The organism is Rahnella sp. ChDrAdgB13 (assembly GCF_017655185.1).
Taxonomy (GTDB): Bacteria; Pseudomonadota; Gammaproteobacteria; order Enterobacterales; family Enterobacteriaceae; genus Rahnella; species Rahnella contaminans.
This window is the reverse complement of the sequence record NZ_JAEMGT010000003.1, coordinates 153,107-168,824: the sequence shown is the minus strand read 5'-3', so window position 1 is coordinate 168,824 and position 15,718 is coordinate 153,107. Positions and strand designations below refer to the sequence as shown.

Genomic DNA, 15,718 nt, shown 5'->3' with positions numbered 1-15,718 from the left:
TGCGTATGCTGAAGTAAATAAAATAAGACAAGAGACCTGCATGATTCTAATAATTTACGCCCACCCTTATCCGCGCCATTCGCGGGCCAACCAGGGACTGCTCTCGGCGGTCAGTGATTTACCCAACGTTGAAGTGCGTTCGCTGTATGATCTATACCCCGATTTTAATATCGATATCGCCGCAGAACAGCAAGCCGTTGAACGCGCTGATCTGGTGGTATTCCAGCATCCGATCCAGTGGTACAGCCTGCCGCCGCTGATGAAATTGTGGATCGACAAAGTGCTTGAGCACGGCTGGGCATACGGTCACGAAGGCAATGCGCTGAACGGCAAACATTGTCTGTGGGCAGTGACGACCGGCGGTAACGAACATCATTTTGAACTGGGTGATCATCCTGATTTCGATGTGCTGGCCCAGCCTTTACAGGCGACGGCCATTTATTGCGGTATGCACTGGCTGCCGTATTTTGCGGTCCATAACACCTTCATTTGCGACGAAGTGGCGCTGAAAGCGGCGGGCGAAGAATATCGTCGTCGCCTGACGGCCTGCCTGAGCCTGAAAGAAGGCTGCCCGCCGGAGGTGAATCATGGATAATCATAACCTGATGATTGAGGGGCTGATTTATCTTGGCTCCGCGGCACTGTTTGTACCTATTGCTGTCCGCCTCGGGCTCGGCTCTGTGCTCGGCTATCTGATCGCAGGCTGTATTATCGGGCCGTGGGGATTGAAACTGGTTTCTGATGCCGAGTCGATTCTGACCTTTGCGGAAATCGGCGTGGTGCTGATGCTGTTTGTCATCGGGCTGGAACTGGATCCTAAACGGTTGTGGACCATGCGCGCCTCAGTTTTTGGCGGCGGCAGTATTCAGATGGTCGGCTGTGGCGTGGTACTCAGCGCGTTCTGTTATTTCCTCGGCCTTGACTGGAAAATTGCCTTGTTAATTGGCATGACGCTGGCGCTGTCTTCCACCGCGATTGCCATGCAGGCGATGAGCGAACGCAGTCTGACGCCGTCACCGCTAGGCCGCAGTGCGTTTGCTGTGCTGTTATTCCAGGATATTGCGGCAATCCCGCTGGTGGCGATGATCCCGCTTCTTGCCAGCACCGGCGAAGCCACAACGCTTCTGAGCTTTGGTCTGTCGGCGGCAAAAGTGGCCGGTGCGCTGGTGTTGGTGGTGCTGCTTGGGCGTTACGTTACGCGGCCTTTGCTGCATTTTGTTGCCCGTTCCGGCATGCGCGAAGTGTTCAGCGCCGTGGCACTTTTCCTGGTGTTCGGTTTCGGCATTCTGCTGGAGATGGCTGGCATGTCGATGGCGATGGGCGCGTTTCTGGCGGGCGTTTTGCTGGCGAGTTCGGAATACCGTCATGCGCTGGAAAGCGATATCCAGCCGTTCAAAGGTTTGCTCCTCGGCCTGTTCTTTATCGGCGTCGGAATGTCTATCGACTTCGGCACGCTGGTGCATCAGCCATTGCTGATCGCCACCTTGCTGGCAGGCTTTATGGCGCTCAAGGCGGCGCTGTTGTGGCTGATTGCGCCGTGGCTGAGTGTACCGAAAAAACAACGTGGCCTTTTTGCGATCTTAATCGGGCAGGGTAGTGAATTCGCTTTCGTGATTTTCAGTGCTGCAAAAATGGCCGGCGTGATGCCTGACGAATGGTCGAAAGCGCTGACGCTCGCCGTTGCGCTTTCAATGGCCGTAACGCCGCTGCTGCTGGTAATTGCGAACCGCATGGAGCGCAATGCGCCGAAAGATGACCGTCCGCAGGACACCATTGATGACGAAAATGCGCAGGTCATTATCGCCGGATTCGGTCGTTTTGGTCAGATTGCCGGTCGTTTGCTGCTGGCCAACAATGTTCATACAGTCGTTCTGGACCACGATCCGGATCATATCGAAACGTTGCGGAAATTCGGCACCAAAGTGTTTTACGGTGATGCGACCCGCGTGGATTTACTCGAATCCGCAGGCGCGGCGCAGGCTAAGGTGCTGATTAATGCCATCGATGACGTTGAAGCCAACCTGCAACTGACGGCGCTGGCGAAAGAGCATTTCCCGAACCTGAAGGTGATTGCGCGTGCCCGCGATGTTGACCATTGGTATCAGCTGCGTCAGTTGGGCGTGGAAGCACCGGAGCGTGAATTGTTCGAAGGCTCACTGCGCGTAGGGCGTGATGTGCTGGAAGAACTCGGTCTGGATGCGTATGAAGCGCGGGAAAAGGCTGATTTGTTCCGTCGCTATAACCTGAAAATGCTCGAAGCCACTATCGAGAATTACGAAGATACTGAATTCCGTATCGCCAGTATGCAACGTGCAAAGGACATGCTGACCGCGGCTATCGAGCAGGATCAGGAGCGTTTGTCATCGGTTCAGTCTGGCTGGCGCGGGAGTATTGATGGAAAAGCGCCGGAAAAGGATGTGATTGAAGCGAAAGGATAAACTCTGAGGATTCAGAGGGAGAACAGAAAGCCGGCACAGAATTGAAATGCCGGCTTTTTTGATCAGCTCAACGCCACTTTAATGCCCAAACCAATCAGCACGCCACCCAGCAGCTTATCGATAATTTTCTGCGCTTTTGCCAGACCGCGGCGAACCGGTGCGCTCTGGATTAACAGTGCCAGCGAAGGCCACCAGACCACAGATAAGCTGACAATAATCGACGCGTACCACAACTTTTCGCCCAGGGTGGAGTTGATCTGCAAGACCTGCGTAAACATCGCCAGGAAGAACAGCGTGGCTTTCGGGTTCAGCAGATTACACAAGTAACCCTGCACAAACGCGGTACGCAATTTGACCTGCTGCGGTTCCAGCCCGTCGAGATTCATCTTACTGTTGCTGCGCGAGAACAGCGCCTGAATACCCACCCAGATCAGATAAGCAGCACCGACGTATTTTAATAAATCAAACAGCCACGGCGTGGTAGTAATAACGACAGCCAGACCCGCGACGCAGTAAGACATATGCGTGATCACGCCACAAATCACCCCAAACGATGTCATCAGTGCCGCAACGCGAGGATAACGGGCCGCATTTTTGATGACCAGAAAGAAATCAGGGCCGGGAGAAAGCATGCCGAGGAACGCAATACTGGCAACAAAAAGGGTGGTTTCAAGCATGGAAATAACCGTCGTTAATGTTCAGAACAAAATGAAGGCCGCATGATACGCCAATCCTTAGCAAGATAAATCACTCTTATGGCTTTTTTTGCCCGACTGACATTTCGGTTAAGGGTGGAAAGGACGATGACTGTACCGTAATCGCCCCGGTGTGTAAGCTCAGTTGTACAAGCGTGATCGGAGGGGCAAACTACAGATCGCGTTTCCAGCATTTTCGGCTGGGTAAATGAAAATTCTTCCGGTTTTTAACCCCCTTTCAGACCCGAAACTGGCACATCAGGCGGGTAAAATCCCGTCAGGGTAAGAGCGCTCTTATATCTTTGTAAAGCGTGAGTCTCCCTATCGACGGTTGATTGGGCTTTCCGTATAGTGTGGGCTCTTTTTTTGAGTCTCTTTAATCAACACAGGGCTTCTTAATGATTATCAGCCTGATCGCCGCACTGGCGACCGATCGCGTTATTGGCATGGAAAACGCAATGCCTTGGCATTTACCCGGTGATCTGGCCTGGTTTAAGCGTAATACGCTCAACAAACCTGTCATCATGGGGCGCAAGACGTTCGAGTCGATTGGGCGACCGTTACCTGGCCGGCTGAATATCGTCATCAGCTCAAAGCCTGGTGCGCACGATGGCGTGACCTGGGTGACGTCTGTGGAGGCCGCACTGACTGCTGCCGGTGATGTGGAAGAAGTGATGGTGATGGGCGGTGGCCGCGTATACGAGCAATTATTGCCGAAGGCGAACCGTTTATACCTGACCCACATTGATGCGGAAGTGGAAGGGGATACGCATTTCCCTGACTACGAGCCGGATGACTGGGAAAGCACTTTCAGCGAATTCCATGACGCTGATGAGCAAAACTCTCATGGCTACTGCTTCGAAATCCTTGACCGTCGCGCCTGATTTTTCAGGCTGACGCGCAAAGCAAAAAGGCACCTTTCAGGGGTGCCTTTTGACTTTTATCCCGCCCAAAAACTACAGTGCTTTCGGGAGTTCTGATTGCTCTTTTTCTTTATGACGGTTCGACGGCTGGGTGAAATAGGTTTTATCTTCCCAGCGCAGCATCGTTAAATCCCCGCCCCAGCAACAACCGGTGTCCAGCGCGTAAATGCCTTCCGGTGCGCCTTTTCCTTCCAGCGATGCCCAGTGACCAAACGCAATGCTGTAACCCGCTTCCTGCACCGGACCCGGAATATCAAACCAGGGTTTGAGGGGTTTTGGCGCGTTCTCGGGTACATCTTTGCAAATCATATCCAGCTGCCCGTTCGGGAAACAGTAGCGCATGCGGGTGAACGCATTGGTACTGAAACGTAAACGAGCCAGACCGCTCAGCTCCGGATGCCAGTTGTTCGGCATATCGCCATACATGGCATCGAGAAACAGCGGGTAAGTGTCGCTGCTCAGCACGGCTTCAACTTCGCGGGCGCACATTTTTGCGGTGTCGAGATCCCACTGCGGCGTGATCCCGGCGTGAGCCATCACCAGTTTCAGATCTTCATCTACCTGCAACACCGGCTGACGGCGCAGCCAGTTGATCAGCTCATCGGCATCTTCTGCTTCGAGTAACGGCGTAATACGATCTTTCGGCTTGTTAAAGCTGATGCCTGCGTAAACCGCCAGCAGATGTAAATCGTGATTACCGAGCACCATCCGTACGCAGTCGCCCAAACCACTGACAAAACGCAGGACTTCAACAGAAGACGGCCCGCGCGCGACGAGATCGCCCGTCAGCCAGAGAGCATCATTTTGCGGATCAAAATCCACCTGCGCCAATAGCGCCTTGAGTTCATCGATGCAGCCGTGAACATCACCAATAAGATATGTCGACATGTGGATTAATTTATCAGCGTAGGGATGGCGAGGCGGAAGACCGGGATCGGCACGCGGAAGCTTTCACCGTCGTGCGCGACCATTTCGTAATGGCCTTCCATCGTGCCCAGTGGCGTTTCTAAAACAGCGCCGCTGGTGTAGTGGAATTCGTTGCCAGGCAGGATCAGCGGTTGTTCACCGATAACCCCTTCGCCCTGAACTTCGGTCTGGCGGCCGTTACTGTTGGTGATCAGCCAGTAACGGCGAAGCAGTTGCACATTAAAACGCCCCAGATTGCGGATCGTGATGGTGTAGGCGAAAACAAAACGTTCTTCTTCCGGTATCGACTGTGACTCTACGTAGATACTTTGCACCTGAACACAAACACGGGGCGAATTAAGCATAACGCTACTCCTGAGGTTCCGGGGTTTTAGGCCGCGTGGACAACCAGTTAGCCAGTTTACAGTATTGCTCAACCGAAATATTTTCAGCACGCATGCTGAGATCTAAGCCCAGCTCCGTCATTTGCTCAGGAGTGAACAGATGGCCGAGGCTGTTACGCACAGTCTTACGACGCTGATTAAACGCGTCGGTGGTCAGGCGGCTCAGAATGCGGATATCAGAAACCGGATAAGGGATCACGTCATGCGGTACTAAACGCACCACGGCGGATTCCACTTTTGGCGCCGGTGTAAAGGATTCAGGCGGTACTTCCAGCACCGGGATAACGTTGCAGTAATACTGCGCCATCACCGTTAAACGACCATACGCTTTGCTGTTCGGGCCTGCAACCAGGCGGTTTACCACTTCCTTCTGCAACATGAAATGCATGTCTTTGATGGCGTTGGTGTAGGTGAACAGGTGGAACATCAGCGGCGTGGAAATGTTATACGGCAGGTTGCCGAATACGCGCAGCGGCTGACCAAGCTCTTCGGAGAGCTCGCCAAAATTGATTTTCATTGCATCAGACTGAATGACGCGCAGCTTGCCCTGAAACTTCGGATTGTTTTCCAGACGTGTAGCCAGATCGCGGTCGAGTTCGATGACCGTCATGCTATCCAGACGTGAAGCGACGGGCTCAGTTAATGCAGCCAGGCCAGGACCGATTTCGACGACAGATTCGCCCGGCATAGGATGAATGGCCGACACGATGCTATCGATAACAAACTGATCGGTTAAGAAGTTTTGCCCAAAACGTTTACGGGCAAAGTGACCTTGGTGGACTCTACTATTCATTGTTGTTATTTATCGTTGCTGTTATTTGCCATACGAATGGCGAGATTTATTGCTGTCTTGAAACTGCCTGCATCGGCTGTGCCGGTTGCAGCGAGTTCAAGGGCGGTGCCGTGATCAACGGAAGTCCGGATAAAGGGAAGGCCCAGCGTGATATTCACGGCGCGACCGAATCCCTGATATTTTAGCACCGGAAGGCCCTGATCGTGATACATCGATAAAACAGCATCGGCGTGTTGCAGATATTTAGGCTGGAATAACGTATCAGCGGGCAGCGGACCGATAAGATGCATTCCCTGCTGGCGCAGTTCTTCCAGCGCAGGGATGATGATGTCTATTTCCTCATGACCCATATGACCGCCTTCTCCGGCGTGCGGGTTCAGACCACACACGTAGATTTGCGGCTCGGCGATGCCAAATTTGGTTCTCAGATCATGATTCAAAATGGTGATAACTTCGTGGAGACATTCGCGCGTGATCGCACCCGGTACGGCTAACAGCGGTAAATGCGTGGTCGCCAGCGCGACGCGCAGTTCTTCCGTTGCCAGCATCATCACTACGCGGTTGCAATGGCTGCGGTCAGCAAAGAATTCGGTATGACCGATAAACGGGATACCGGCATCGTTAATGATGCTCTTTTGCACCGGGCCGGTAATCAGCGCGGCAAACTCACCGCTGATTGCGCCATCGCAGGCGCGGGCCAGCGTTTCTACCACGTATTGGCTGTTGGCGACATCCAGTTTACCGGGCGTGACAGGCACAGCCGTGCTGACCGGTAAAACCGTTAATGTCCCCGCGGCCTGAGGTTCTGCCGGGCTGTCTTTCAGGTATTCGCGCAACTGGATCTTCAGACCCAGTTTTTCAGCGCGCTCAAGCAGCAGGGCCGGATCGGCACACACCACCAGCTCAACAGGCCATGCCTGCTGAGCCAGCGCCAGTACCAGATCCGGCCCAACCCCGGCAGGTTCGCCGGGGGTGATGACGACAGATTTCGTTGTCAGTGTTTTATTGTCCATTACCGTCCATAATTTTCACGTACGCTTCAGCACGTTGTTCCTGCATCCAGGTCTGGGCTTCTTCCGCAAATTTACGGTTGAACAGCATGCGGTAAGCACGTTCTTTCTGTGCCGCATCTGTTTTATCAACCTGGCGGGTATCCAGTAACTGGATCAGGTGCCAGCCGAAGGAAGAATGAACTGGCGCACTGATTTCACCTTTTTTCAGGTTCATCAGCGCATCGCGGAACGCAGGATCGTACATATCCGGAGACGCCCAACCTAAATCGCCGCCCTGATTTGCAGAACCCGGATCCTGAGAAAGCTGTTTCGCTTCATCAGCAAACGTTGCTTTACCGCTCTTGATATCCGCCGCAGCCTGTTCCAGTTTCGCGCGCGCCTGAGCATCGGTCATCACAACGGATGGCTTGATCAGGATATGGCGTGCATGGACTTCAGTGACGGAAACGCTTTTGTTATCACCACGGATATCGTTCACTTTCAGGATGTGGAAGCCCACGCCTGAACGGATCGGACCGATAACCTGGCCTTTCTGCGCAGTGCTCAGCGCCTGAGCGAACAGGGAAGGTAATTCCTGCAATTTGCCCCAACCCATGTTGCCGCCTTTCAGCGCCTGGGAATCAGCAGAGTAGGTGATAGCCAGTTTGCCGAAGTCCGCGCCGTTGTTCAGATCGGCAACGATTTTCTTCGCCAGCTGTTCAGCCGTATCAACCTGATCCTGCGTTGGGTTTTCCGGCAATGGCAACAGGATATGGCTGAGGTTAAATTCAGCGCTGCTGCCGTTCTGAGCCGCAACCTGTTTGGACAGCTGATCCACTTCCTGAGGCAGGATCGTCACGCGACGGCGAACTTCGCTGTTACGGACTTCGCTGATCAGCATTTCTTTACGGATCTGGGCGCGATAAGTGCTGTAGTTCAGACCGTCATAAGCCAGACGGCTACGCAGCTGGTCAACGGAAATATTGTTCTGCTGTGCAATACCGGCAATCGCTTTATCCACATCCTGATCCGTCAGCGTGATACCCATGCGGGTCGCCATCTGCAACTGGATCTGAACCATGATCAGACGATCAAGGATCTGGTGGCGCAACGTCGCTTCATCGGGCAGCTGTTGGTTTGCTTGCTTGGCCTGCTGCGTTACTGACTGATACAGGCTGTCTACGTCACTTTGCAATACGACGCCGTTGTTGACGACGGCGGCAACTTTATCAACTTCCTGAGGGGCTGCAAACGCAGTGCTGGCACAAAGCGTCACGCCGAGGAGAAGTGTTCTCCAGTTCTTCATACTTTTTCCATTTGTCTAATCCGCAAGCGCGGGTTTCAAGTTCACTGAGTTCGTAGAGTCTTAACTCATCAATCGTGGTATCGGCTTAGAAAGCGCGTTGATAAGGCAGTATGCCGCTGGCCAACATTTCTTTCGTTCCGAGGGTTTGATTGTTCCCCAGGCCTCTAAGTTCAATGTTGAATCCAATCTTATTGTCATACTTGCTTTCGGACTTAACAGTATCGTAGTTGGTGATCTTACGTTCGTAGCCCACGTTGATGGCCCAGCAGCAAGTGTTGTACTGCAAACCAATCAGCTGATCGGCAGATTGCTGTGCTTTGGTGTCGTAATAATAGGCCGCAACAACCGCCCAGCGGTCAGCAATCGGCCAGCTGGCGATCCCGCCCACCTGAGAAATACCATCCTGATATCCCGGGTTGGTCACGCTTGGCAGTGTCGCCTGAATATATTCCGGGCTGGCATAACGGTAGCTCAACTGAACCATTCTTTCTGAGTCAGCGCGGTATTCCAGAACGGCATCGCCCAACGCCAGTGCATCTAAACGGGTGTCGTACTGCACGCCACCACGAACGCCCCAGAAGTCATTGATTTTGTAATAGCTGTCACCAGCCCAAACCAGGCTGCCTCTGTCATCACTTTTATCCAGAGCACTGTTCACGTCGCCTGTGCGCGGTGGCTGGAAGTAGTAAATCTGACCGGCAGACGCATTGAAGCGCTCTTCCAGATTTTCGTCGTAAATACGGGTTGTTAAACCAGTTGCCACCTGGTTTGCCGAAGCAATACGGTCCAGGCCGCTGTAGCTCTTATCGCGGAACAGGCCGGTATAGTCGGACTGTAACAGCGTCGAGTCATAGGTATTAATCCCGCTCTGGTTACGATACGGAATGTACAAATACTGTGCGCGCGGTTCAAGAGTCTGGGTGTAATCACTGTCCCAGTCCATCGTCCGGTCGAAGACCATTTTGCCGTCGGTTTTGAACTCAGGCATAACGCGGTTTACTGAAGAACGAAGTTTGGTGTCCGGGTTCGCATCGTAATACGCATCCGGAATATCCTGCTGATAGTGGGTCGCCATCAGCTTAACTTCGTTATCCAGACTTCCCCAGGCGTTACTCAGCGGCAGGCTCAGGGTCGGTTCGAAGTGAGTACGCACCGCTTCCGGGTTGTCAGGGTTAACGCTGGTGAATTTCGCCGCCTGACCATAAAGATGCAGGTCGAAAGGGCCCACATCGTTTTTGTAATAGTTGATGTCCAGCTGTGGCTGGGCGCGGTAAGCATTGCTGTTACCGTAATCCGAAAACACTTGGAACTGCTTGCTGGCCAGCGTCACATCCCAGTTTTGGTTGGCATAACCTACGCTGAATTTTTGCGTGGAATAGCCGTCAGTGCTTGAACCGTATTTCGAATCGAAATCGGTGAAGTAGTACGGGTCACTGACCTTGGTGTAGTCGACATTGAAGCGCCAAACCTGATCGTATACGCCGGCATGACGCCAGTAGTACATCCAGCGCTTAGTCTTATCGCTGGTCCGGTTCTCATCATCCACGTACTGCTGATCGATTTTCTTATCGTCGCCCAGATAATCGAACTCCATCAGACCTGCACCGGCCACGGTCAGATAGCGGAATTCGTTCTGCAATTGCAGACCACGGTTGCTCATGTAGTTCGGCGTGATCGTGGCATCGTAATTTGGCGCGATGTTCCAGTACCAGGGAACCGTCAGGCCAAAGCCGTTACTGCTGCTGTATTTGGCGTTCGGAATAAGGAAGCCCGAACGGCGTTTGTCACCGATCGGCAACTGCATGTACGGGCTGTAGAACACCGGAACCGGGCCGATATGGAAACGGGCATTCCAGATTTCAGCCACTTCTTCCTGGCGGTCCTGAATCACTTCTGAACCCACCACGCTCCAGCTGTTATCGCCAGGCAGACAGGTCGTGAATGTGCCGTTATCCATGATGGTGTAGCGGTTGTTGTCACGCTGCTTCATCTTGTCAGCATTACCGCGGCCCTGACGGCCTACCATCTGGTAATCGCCATTCTGGACATCGGTATCTTTGGTGGTCAGGTTTGCAAAGCCTTTCGGCCCGTTCAGCTTGATCTGGTTATCGTTATAACGCACGTTCCCGGTCGCCGTGGCGGTACGGGTCGGAGTGGGCTGATTGGGATTGGCAATTTGGTTGAGCTGAACATGATCGGCATCGAGCGTACTGTTACCCTGAACGATATTAACGTTGCCGCTGAAAAGCGCGCTGTCAGGATAATTTCCGGTGGCCTTGTCGGCATTGATGGTCACAGGCAGTGAATTAGGATCACCCTGCACCAAAGGTTTGTCATAGGTCGGAACGCCGAGCATACATTGTTGCGCGAGGTCGGCCATTGCGCCGTGACTGTACAATACTGACCAGATTGTGGCAGCCAGCACTGTGGGTAAGCGTGTTTTCAGACGTCTGTTTTTCATACGTAAAATGGTGTTCCGTCATCAGAGGCATCATGCCGGCAAACGGTCAGAGACTATCTCACTCATCATGGTTGCGCTAGTGTTAAATCCAACCTGTTACGTTGCCGCCGTTAGGCACAACGATAAATGCCGGTTATGATAAAGCAATTTTTAAGCGACGGCATGGCGAATTGAGGAGTATATGCAGTATTGGGGAAAACTGCTCGGACTTATCCTGGGCTTATGGTCCGGTTTAGGCTTCTGGGGAATTGTTTCAGGGGTGTTGATAGGGCATATGTTTGATACTGCGCGTTCTGCGAAACGCCGGGGATATTTCGCCGATCAACAGACACGTCAAACTCTCTTTTTCCGCACCACATTTGAAGTGATGGGGAATCTGACTAAATCAAAAGGCAGAGTGACCGAGGCGGATATACAAATTGCCAGTCTTTACATGGAACGTATGCAGTTGCACGGTGAGCAGCGTGAAGCCGCCCAGCGTGCCTTCCGCGACGGGAAAGATGCAAATTACCCGTTGCGGGAAAAAATGCGGGCATTGCGCACTGCATGTTTCGGCCGCTTTGATCTGATCCGGACTTTTCTGGAAATCCAGATCCAGGCGGCGTATGCCGACGGTTCTTTGCATCCGAACGAGCGCGAAGTGCTGTATGTGATTGCTGAAGAGCTCGGGATCTCCCGCATGCAGTTCGATCAGTTCCTGCGCATGATGGAAGGTGGGCAACAGTTCGGCGCAAATCAGCAGGGCGGTCACTCTTATCGCGGCGGTTATCACCAGACACAGCAAGGCCCGACGCTGGCCGATGCCTGTAAAGTGCTGGGCGTGAATGCCACGGACGATGCAACCACAATCAAACGTGCGTACCGCAAGCTGATGGGCGAACATCATCCGGACAAGCTGGTCGCAAAAGGTTTGCCGCCGGAAATGATGGAAATGGCGAAAGAGAAAGCGCAGTCGATTCAGGCCGCGTATGACCTGATCAAAAGAGAGAAAGGTTTTAAGTAATCTTCTCCGACGCAAAAGTAAAAGGCGCTGAATTCAGCGCCTTTTTTGTGTCCTCCGGAAACTTAAAAATCCGGCTCGCAGTTGAATACCAGCGGCGCGTCAGTGATCGGATGGTAAAACGACAGCTCCTGCGCATGCAGTTGCAGGCGGTCAGCGGCGGCCAGCGCCTGCGGATGTGCGTAAAACTTATCGCCCAGAATCGGATGCCCGAGCGCCAGTAAATGCACGCGCAGCTGATGTGAACGTCCGGTAATCGGCCGGAGTTTGACGCGCGTCGTGCCGTCTTCATCCCAGGACATCACTTCGTATTGCGTCAGCGCTTTCTTCCCGGTCTCATGGCAAACTTTCTGTTTTGGCCGGTTGGGATAATCGCAAATCAGCGGTAAATCAATAATGCCGTAATCTTCTTCGACCCGTCCCCAGACCCGCGCGATATACACTTTCTTGGTTTCACGCTCGCGGAACTGACGTTTCAGCTCGCGTTCGGCTTCTTTGGTCAGCGCCACCACAATCACGCCGCTGGTCGACATATCCAGACGATGCACCGATTCCGCTTGGGTATATTGCTGCTGAATGCGCGTCATCAGGCTGTCCTGATGCTCGGCTAATTTCCCCGGCACCGAAAGCAACCCGCTTGGCTTATTCACCACCATGATGTGTTCATCCTGAAAAATCACCCGTAACCAGGGATCGGTCGGCGGATTGTAATTCTCCAGCGGCCGGGTTTTGGAAGGCTCAGGGATTGTCGGTTGATGTTCGCTCATAGCGGTTTCAGTCTGCATTCAGGGTGAAATAAAAGAAGGGATGCAGACCGGCTGCATCCCGTCAGGCTTACTGGTGGCTGACGACCACCAGACGGATCGCATCCAGACGCCAGCTGGCATCGTTCAGATTGGCCAGTACCTGCTTGCGGTTTGAGTCTACCGATTCCAGTTCGTCATCGCGAATGTTCGGGTTCACTTCTTTCAGCGCTTTCAGACGATCCAGTTCTTTCGTCAGTTGCTCGTCCGCTTCAACTTTCGCCACTTCAATGAGCGCACGCGCCTGCTCAGCAATTTCCGCTTCAGCCTGTTGCAGCATGGCGTGAACGTCCTGCTGCACCGCATTCACCAGCTTGCTGGAGTTGTGACGGTTAATCGCGTTCAGCTGACGGTTAAAGCTTTCGAATTCCACCTGAGCCGCCAGATTGGTGCCTTTTCTGTCCATCAGCATACGTACCGGCGTCGGTGGCAGGAAGCGGGTCAGTTGCAGATGTTTCGGCGCCTGACATTCCACCACGTAAACCAGTTCAGCCAGCAGTGTCCCGACCGGCAGCGCTTTGTTTTTCAGAATCGACACCGCACAGCTGCCGGTATCGCCGGACAGGATCAGATCCAGACCGTTGCGCACGATCGGATGTTCCCAGCTGATAAACTGGGCATCTTCACGCGACAGCGCCTGTTCACGGTCAAACGTTACCGTACAACCGTCTTCCGGCAGGCCGGGGAAATCCGGCACCAGCATGTGATCGGAAGGTGTCAGCACGATCAAATTGTCGCTGCGATCTTCCTGATTAATACCAACGATATCGAACAGATTCAGTGCGAAATTCACCAGATTGACGTCGTTATCCTGCTCGCCAATTTCTTTCGCCAGTTGCTGCGCACGTTCGCCGCCGTTGGAATGCATCTCCAGCAGACGGTCGCGGCCATTTTCCAGCTTCTCTTTCAGCGCGTCATGTTCCGCGCGGCATTTGAGAATAAAATCGTCCAGACCTTCCTGCTCAGCCGGTGTGGCGAGGAACGTAATCAGCTGATCGTAAGCGCTGTCATAAATCGTCCGGCCGGTCGGGCAGGTATGTTCGAACGCATCCAGACCTTCATGGAACCAGCGAACCAGCACCGACTGCGCGGTTTGCTCAAGGTAAGGCACCATGATATCGATATTGTTTTGCTGGCCGATACGGTCCAGACGGCCAATACGCTGCTCCAGCAGATCCGGGTTGAACGGCAGATCGAACATCACCATTTTGCTGGCGAACTGGAAGTTACGGCCTTCGGAGCCGATTTCTGAACACAGCAGAACCTGGGCGCCTTCTTCCTGCGAAGCGAAGTACGCGGCGGCGCGGTCACGTTCGATGATCGACAAACCTTCGTGGAATACGGCGGCGCGGATCGCTTCGCGTTCACGCAGAACCTGTTCCAGTTGCAGCGCGGTGGCGGCTTTGGCGCAAATCACCAGCACTTTTTCGTCACGGTTGGCGGTCAGATAACCGAGCAGCCATTCCACCCGCGGATCGAAGTTCCACCAGGTGGCGTTTTCGCCTTCGAACTCCTGATAAATCTGCTCCGGATACAGCATATCGTGCGCACGGGCTTCGGCGGTTTTCTTCGCGCCCATAATGCCCGAGACTTTTATCGCGGTCTGATACTGCGTCGGCAGCGGCAGTTTCACCGAATGCAGATGGCGCTCCGGGAAACCTTTTACGCCGTTACGGGTGTTACGGAACAGCACGCGGCTGGTACCGTGGCGATCCATCAGCATGGAAACCAGCTGTTTAGCGGCAGCTTCGTCACCTTTATTGGCGGCGGTCAGCAGCGCGTCGGTGTCAGTATTGCCAACGCTTTCGCCCAGCAAGGCCAGCGCTTCCGGCGTCAGCGGCTCTTTATTGAGCAGCAGCGTCACGGCATCCGCGACCGGCTGATATTGCTGCTGTTCTTCAATGAATTCTTCGTAATCGTGGAAACGATCCGGATCCAGCAGGCGCAGACGCGCAAAGTGGCTTTCCTGACCCAGCTGTTCCGGCGTGGCGGTCAGCAGCAGGACGCTCGGGATTTGCTGAGAAAGCTGCTCGATTACCTGATATTCGCGGCTTGGCGCGTCTTCGCTCCACACCAGATGGTGCGCTTCGTCGACCACCAGCATGTCCCAGGCCGCATCTGAAAGTTGCTCAAGACGTGATTTATTGCGGCGCACGAAATCAAGAGAACAGATAACCAGCTGCTCGGTTTCAAACGGGTTCGTTGCTTCATGCACGGATTCGGCATAACGGTCATCATCAAACAGAGAGAAACGCAGGTTAAAGCGGCGCAGCATCTCAACCAGCCACTGATGTTGCAGGGTTTCAGGCACCACGATCAGCACGCGTTCGGCACGGCCGGACAGCAGTTGCTGATGAATAATCATGCCGGCTTCGATGGTTTTACCCAGACCGACTTCATCGGCCAGTAAAACGCGCGGCGCATGACGCTGGCCGACTTCGTAAGCGATGTGCAGCTGGTGCGGGATCAGACTAGCGCGCATACCGCGCAGGCCGCCGAACTCCAGACGGAACTGCTCGCGCTGATATTTACGTGCGCGGAAACGCAGGGCAAAACGATCCATACGGTCAATCTGACCGGCGAACAGGCGATCCTGAGGTTTGCTGAATGTCAGTTTGCTGTCGAGCAGCACTTCACGCATGGCAACGCCGGTTTCTTCCGTATCCAGACGGGTACCGATATAGGTCAGCAGGCCTTTGTCTTCAATGACTTCTTCGACTTGCAGCTGCCAGCCTTCGTGGCAACTGATGGTATCACCGGGATTAAACATCACGCGGGTGATCGGGGAATCATTTCGGGCATACAAACGGTTTTCACCGGTGGCGGGGAAAAGCAGGGTAACCATGCGCACATCCAGCGCGACCACGGTTCCTAATCCTAATTCGCTTTCCGTATCGCTTATCCAGCGTTGACCCAATGTAAACGGCATAATCTCTCTCTGTGTTATTTGCTCTGTGTACGACAACTGCGGCAGCGACTGCGCATTGCTCGCCATGC

At 53.7% G+C, this 15,718-nt stretch carries 13 protein-coding genes; 4 read left to right on the top strand and 9 right to left on the bottom strand.

Annotated elements, in window-relative coordinates; genetic code table 11:
• The first annotated feature begins 40 nt into the window (after positions 1-40).
• Both kefF and kefC read left to right on the top strand, forming a co-directional pair.
• Positions 41-595 carry a glutathione-regulated potassium-efflux system oxidoreductase KefF gene (gene kefF / locus J8X26_RS01990; protein WP_152325168.1) on the top strand — a complete coding sequence of 185 codons (555 nt, stop codon included), beginning with the start codon at positions 41-43 and terminating at the stop codon, positions 593-595.
• Positions 588-2,438, top strand: a complete 1,851-nt coding sequence (gene kefC / locus J8X26_RS01985) for a glutathione-regulated potassium-efflux system protein KefC (RefSeq protein WP_208950023.1) — start codon at positions 588-590, stop codon at positions 2,436-2,438. Before kefF ends, kefC begins: the two co-directional genes overlap by 8 nt.
• Before the next feature lie 62 nt (positions 2,439-2,500).
• Here kefC and J8X26_RS01980 read toward each other — a convergent pair whose 3' ends face one another.
• A complete protein-coding gene (locus tag J8X26_RS01980; protein ID WP_165058972.1) occupies positions 2,501-3,115 on the bottom strand; it encodes a LysE family translocator in 615 nt (204 codons plus the stop codon).
• A gap of 416 nt (positions 3,116-3,531) precedes the next feature.
• Between J8X26_RS01980 and folA the strand changes: the two genes are divergently transcribed.
• Positions 3,532-4,017 carry a type 3 dihydrofolate reductase gene (folA, locus tag J8X26_RS01975; RefSeq protein WP_152325165.1) on the top strand — a complete coding sequence of 162 codons (486 nt, stop codon included), beginning with the start codon at positions 3,532-3,534 and terminating at the stop codon, positions 4,015-4,017.
• A 72-nt stretch (positions 4,018-4,089) separates the two neighbouring features.
• Here the strand turns inward: folA and apaH are convergent, their stop codons facing one another.
• The 6 genes from apaH to lptD form a co-directional block, all read right to left on the bottom strand.
• Positions 4,090-4,944, bottom strand: a complete 855-nt coding sequence (gene apaH / locus J8X26_RS01970; RefSeq protein ID WP_152325164.1) for a bis(5'-nucleosyl)-tetraphosphatase (symmetrical) ApaH — start codon at positions 4,942-4,944, stop codon at positions 4,090-4,092.
• 5 nt (positions 4,945-4,949) lie between these two features.
• The gene (gene apaG, locus J8X26_RS01965) at positions 4,950-5,327 is read right to left on the bottom strand and encodes a Co2+/Mg2+ efflux protein ApaG (protein ID WP_152325163.1); all 378 of its coding nucleotides are present in this window, start codon (positions 5,325-5,327) and stop codon (positions 4,950-4,952) included.
• A gap of 4 nt (positions 5,328-5,331) precedes the next feature.
• Positions 5,332-6,159, bottom strand: coding sequence for a 16S rRNA (adenine(1518)-N(6)/adenine(1519)-N(6))-dimethyltransferase RsmA (rsmA, locus tag J8X26_RS01960; protein ID WP_152325162.1), 828 nt, complete (start codon positions 6,157-6,159; stop codon positions 5,332-5,334).
• Positions 6,160-6,164: 5 nt separating this feature from the next.
• Positions 6,165-7,172 (bottom strand): 4-hydroxythreonine-4-phosphate dehydrogenase PdxA, encoded by a 1,008-nt coding sequence (pdxA, locus tag J8X26_RS01955; protein WP_208950022.1) that lies wholly within the window; start codon positions 7,170-7,172, stop codon positions 6,165-6,167.
• Complete coding sequence (surA, locus tag J8X26_RS01950; protein ID WP_208950021.1) at positions 7,162-8,457, bottom strand: peptidylprolyl isomerase SurA; 1,296 nt, start codon at positions 8,455-8,457, stop codon at positions 7,162-7,164. Before surA ends, pdxA begins: the two co-directional genes overlap by 11 nt.
• Before the next feature lie 85 nt (positions 8,458-8,542).
• A complete protein-coding gene (gene lptD / locus J8X26_RS01945; RefSeq protein WP_208950020.1) occupies positions 8,543-10,918 on the bottom strand; it encodes an LPS assembly protein LptD in 2,376 nt (791 codons plus the stop codon).
• Positions 10,919-11,099: 181 nt separating this feature from the next.
• Here lptD and djlA point away from each other — a divergent pair, with 181 nt between their 5' ends.
• The gene (djlA, locus tag J8X26_RS01940; protein WP_152325158.1) at positions 11,100-11,921 is read left to right on the top strand and encodes a co-chaperone DjlA; all 822 of its coding nucleotides are present in this window, start codon (positions 11,100-11,102) and stop codon (positions 11,919-11,921) included.
• 62 nt (positions 11,922-11,983) lie between these two features.
• Here djlA and rluA read toward each other — a convergent pair whose 3' ends face one another.
• Together rluA and rapA are read right to left on the bottom strand one after the other, a co-directional pair.
• Positions 11,984-12,685, bottom strand: coding sequence for a bifunctional tRNA pseudouridine(32) synthase/23S rRNA pseudouridine(746) synthase RluA (gene rluA / locus J8X26_RS01935; RefSeq protein ID WP_152325157.1), 702 nt, complete (start codon positions 12,683-12,685; stop codon positions 11,984-11,986).
• A gap of 67 nt (positions 12,686-12,752) precedes the next feature.
• Positions 12,753-15,650, bottom strand: a complete 2,898-nt coding sequence (rapA, locus tag J8X26_RS01930) for an RNA polymerase-associated protein RapA (protein ID WP_208950019.1) — start codon at positions 15,648-15,650, stop codon at positions 12,753-12,755.
• Positions 15,651-15,718 lie beyond the last annotated feature (68 nt).

What these genes read in the sequence shown, in the direction of transcription:
- rsmA (WP_152325162.1), bottom strand. Translation starts at nt 6,159, where the DNA reads ATGAATAGTAGAGTCCACCAAGGTCACTTTGCCCGTAAACGTTTTGGG.
- J8X26_RS01980 (WP_165058972.1), bottom strand. Translation starts at nt 3,115, where the DNA reads ATGCTTGAAACCACCCTTTTTGTTGCCAGTATTGCGTTCCTCGGCATG.
- kefC (WP_208950023.1), top strand. Translation starts at nt 588, where the DNA reads ATGGATAATCATAACCTGATGATTGAGGGGCTGATTTATCTTGGCTCC.
- rapA (WP_208950019.1), bottom strand. Translation starts at nt 15,650, where the DNA reads ATGCCGTTTACATTGGGTCAACGCTGGATAAGCGATACGGAAAGCGAA.
- surA (WP_208950021.1), bottom strand. Translation starts at nt 8,457, where the DNA reads ATGAAGAACTGGAGAACACTTCTCCTCGGCGTGACGCTTTGTGCCAGC.
- pdxA (WP_208950022.1), bottom strand. Translation starts at nt 7,172, where the DNA reads ATGGACAATAAAACACTGACAACGAAATCTGTCGTCATCACCCCCGGC.
- rluA (WP_152325157.1), bottom strand. Translation starts at nt 12,685, where the DNA reads ATGAGCGAACATCAACCGACAATCCCTGAGCCTTCCAAAACCCGGCCG.
- lptD (WP_208950020.1), bottom strand. Translation starts at nt 10,918, where the DNA reads ATGAAAAACAGACGTCTGAAAACACGCTTACCCACAGTGCTGGCTGCC.
- apaH (WP_152325164.1), bottom strand. Translation starts at nt 4,944, where the DNA reads ATGTCGACATATCTTATTGGTGATGTTCACGGCTGCATCGATGAACTC.
- apaG (WP_152325163.1), bottom strand. Translation starts at nt 5,327, where the DNA reads ATGCTTAATTCGCCCCGTGTTTGTGTTCAGGTGCAAAGTATCTACGTA.
- djlA (WP_152325158.1), top strand. Translation starts at nt 11,100, where the DNA reads ATGCAGTATTGGGGAAAACTGCTCGGACTTATCCTGGGCTTATGGTCC.
- kefF (WP_152325168.1), top strand. Translation starts at nt 41, where the DNA reads ATGATTCTAATAATTTACGCCCACCCTTATCCGCGCCATTCGCGGGCC.
- folA (WP_152325165.1), top strand. Translation starts at nt 3,532, where the DNA reads ATGATTATCAGCCTGATCGCCGCACTGGCGACCGATCGCGTTATTGGC.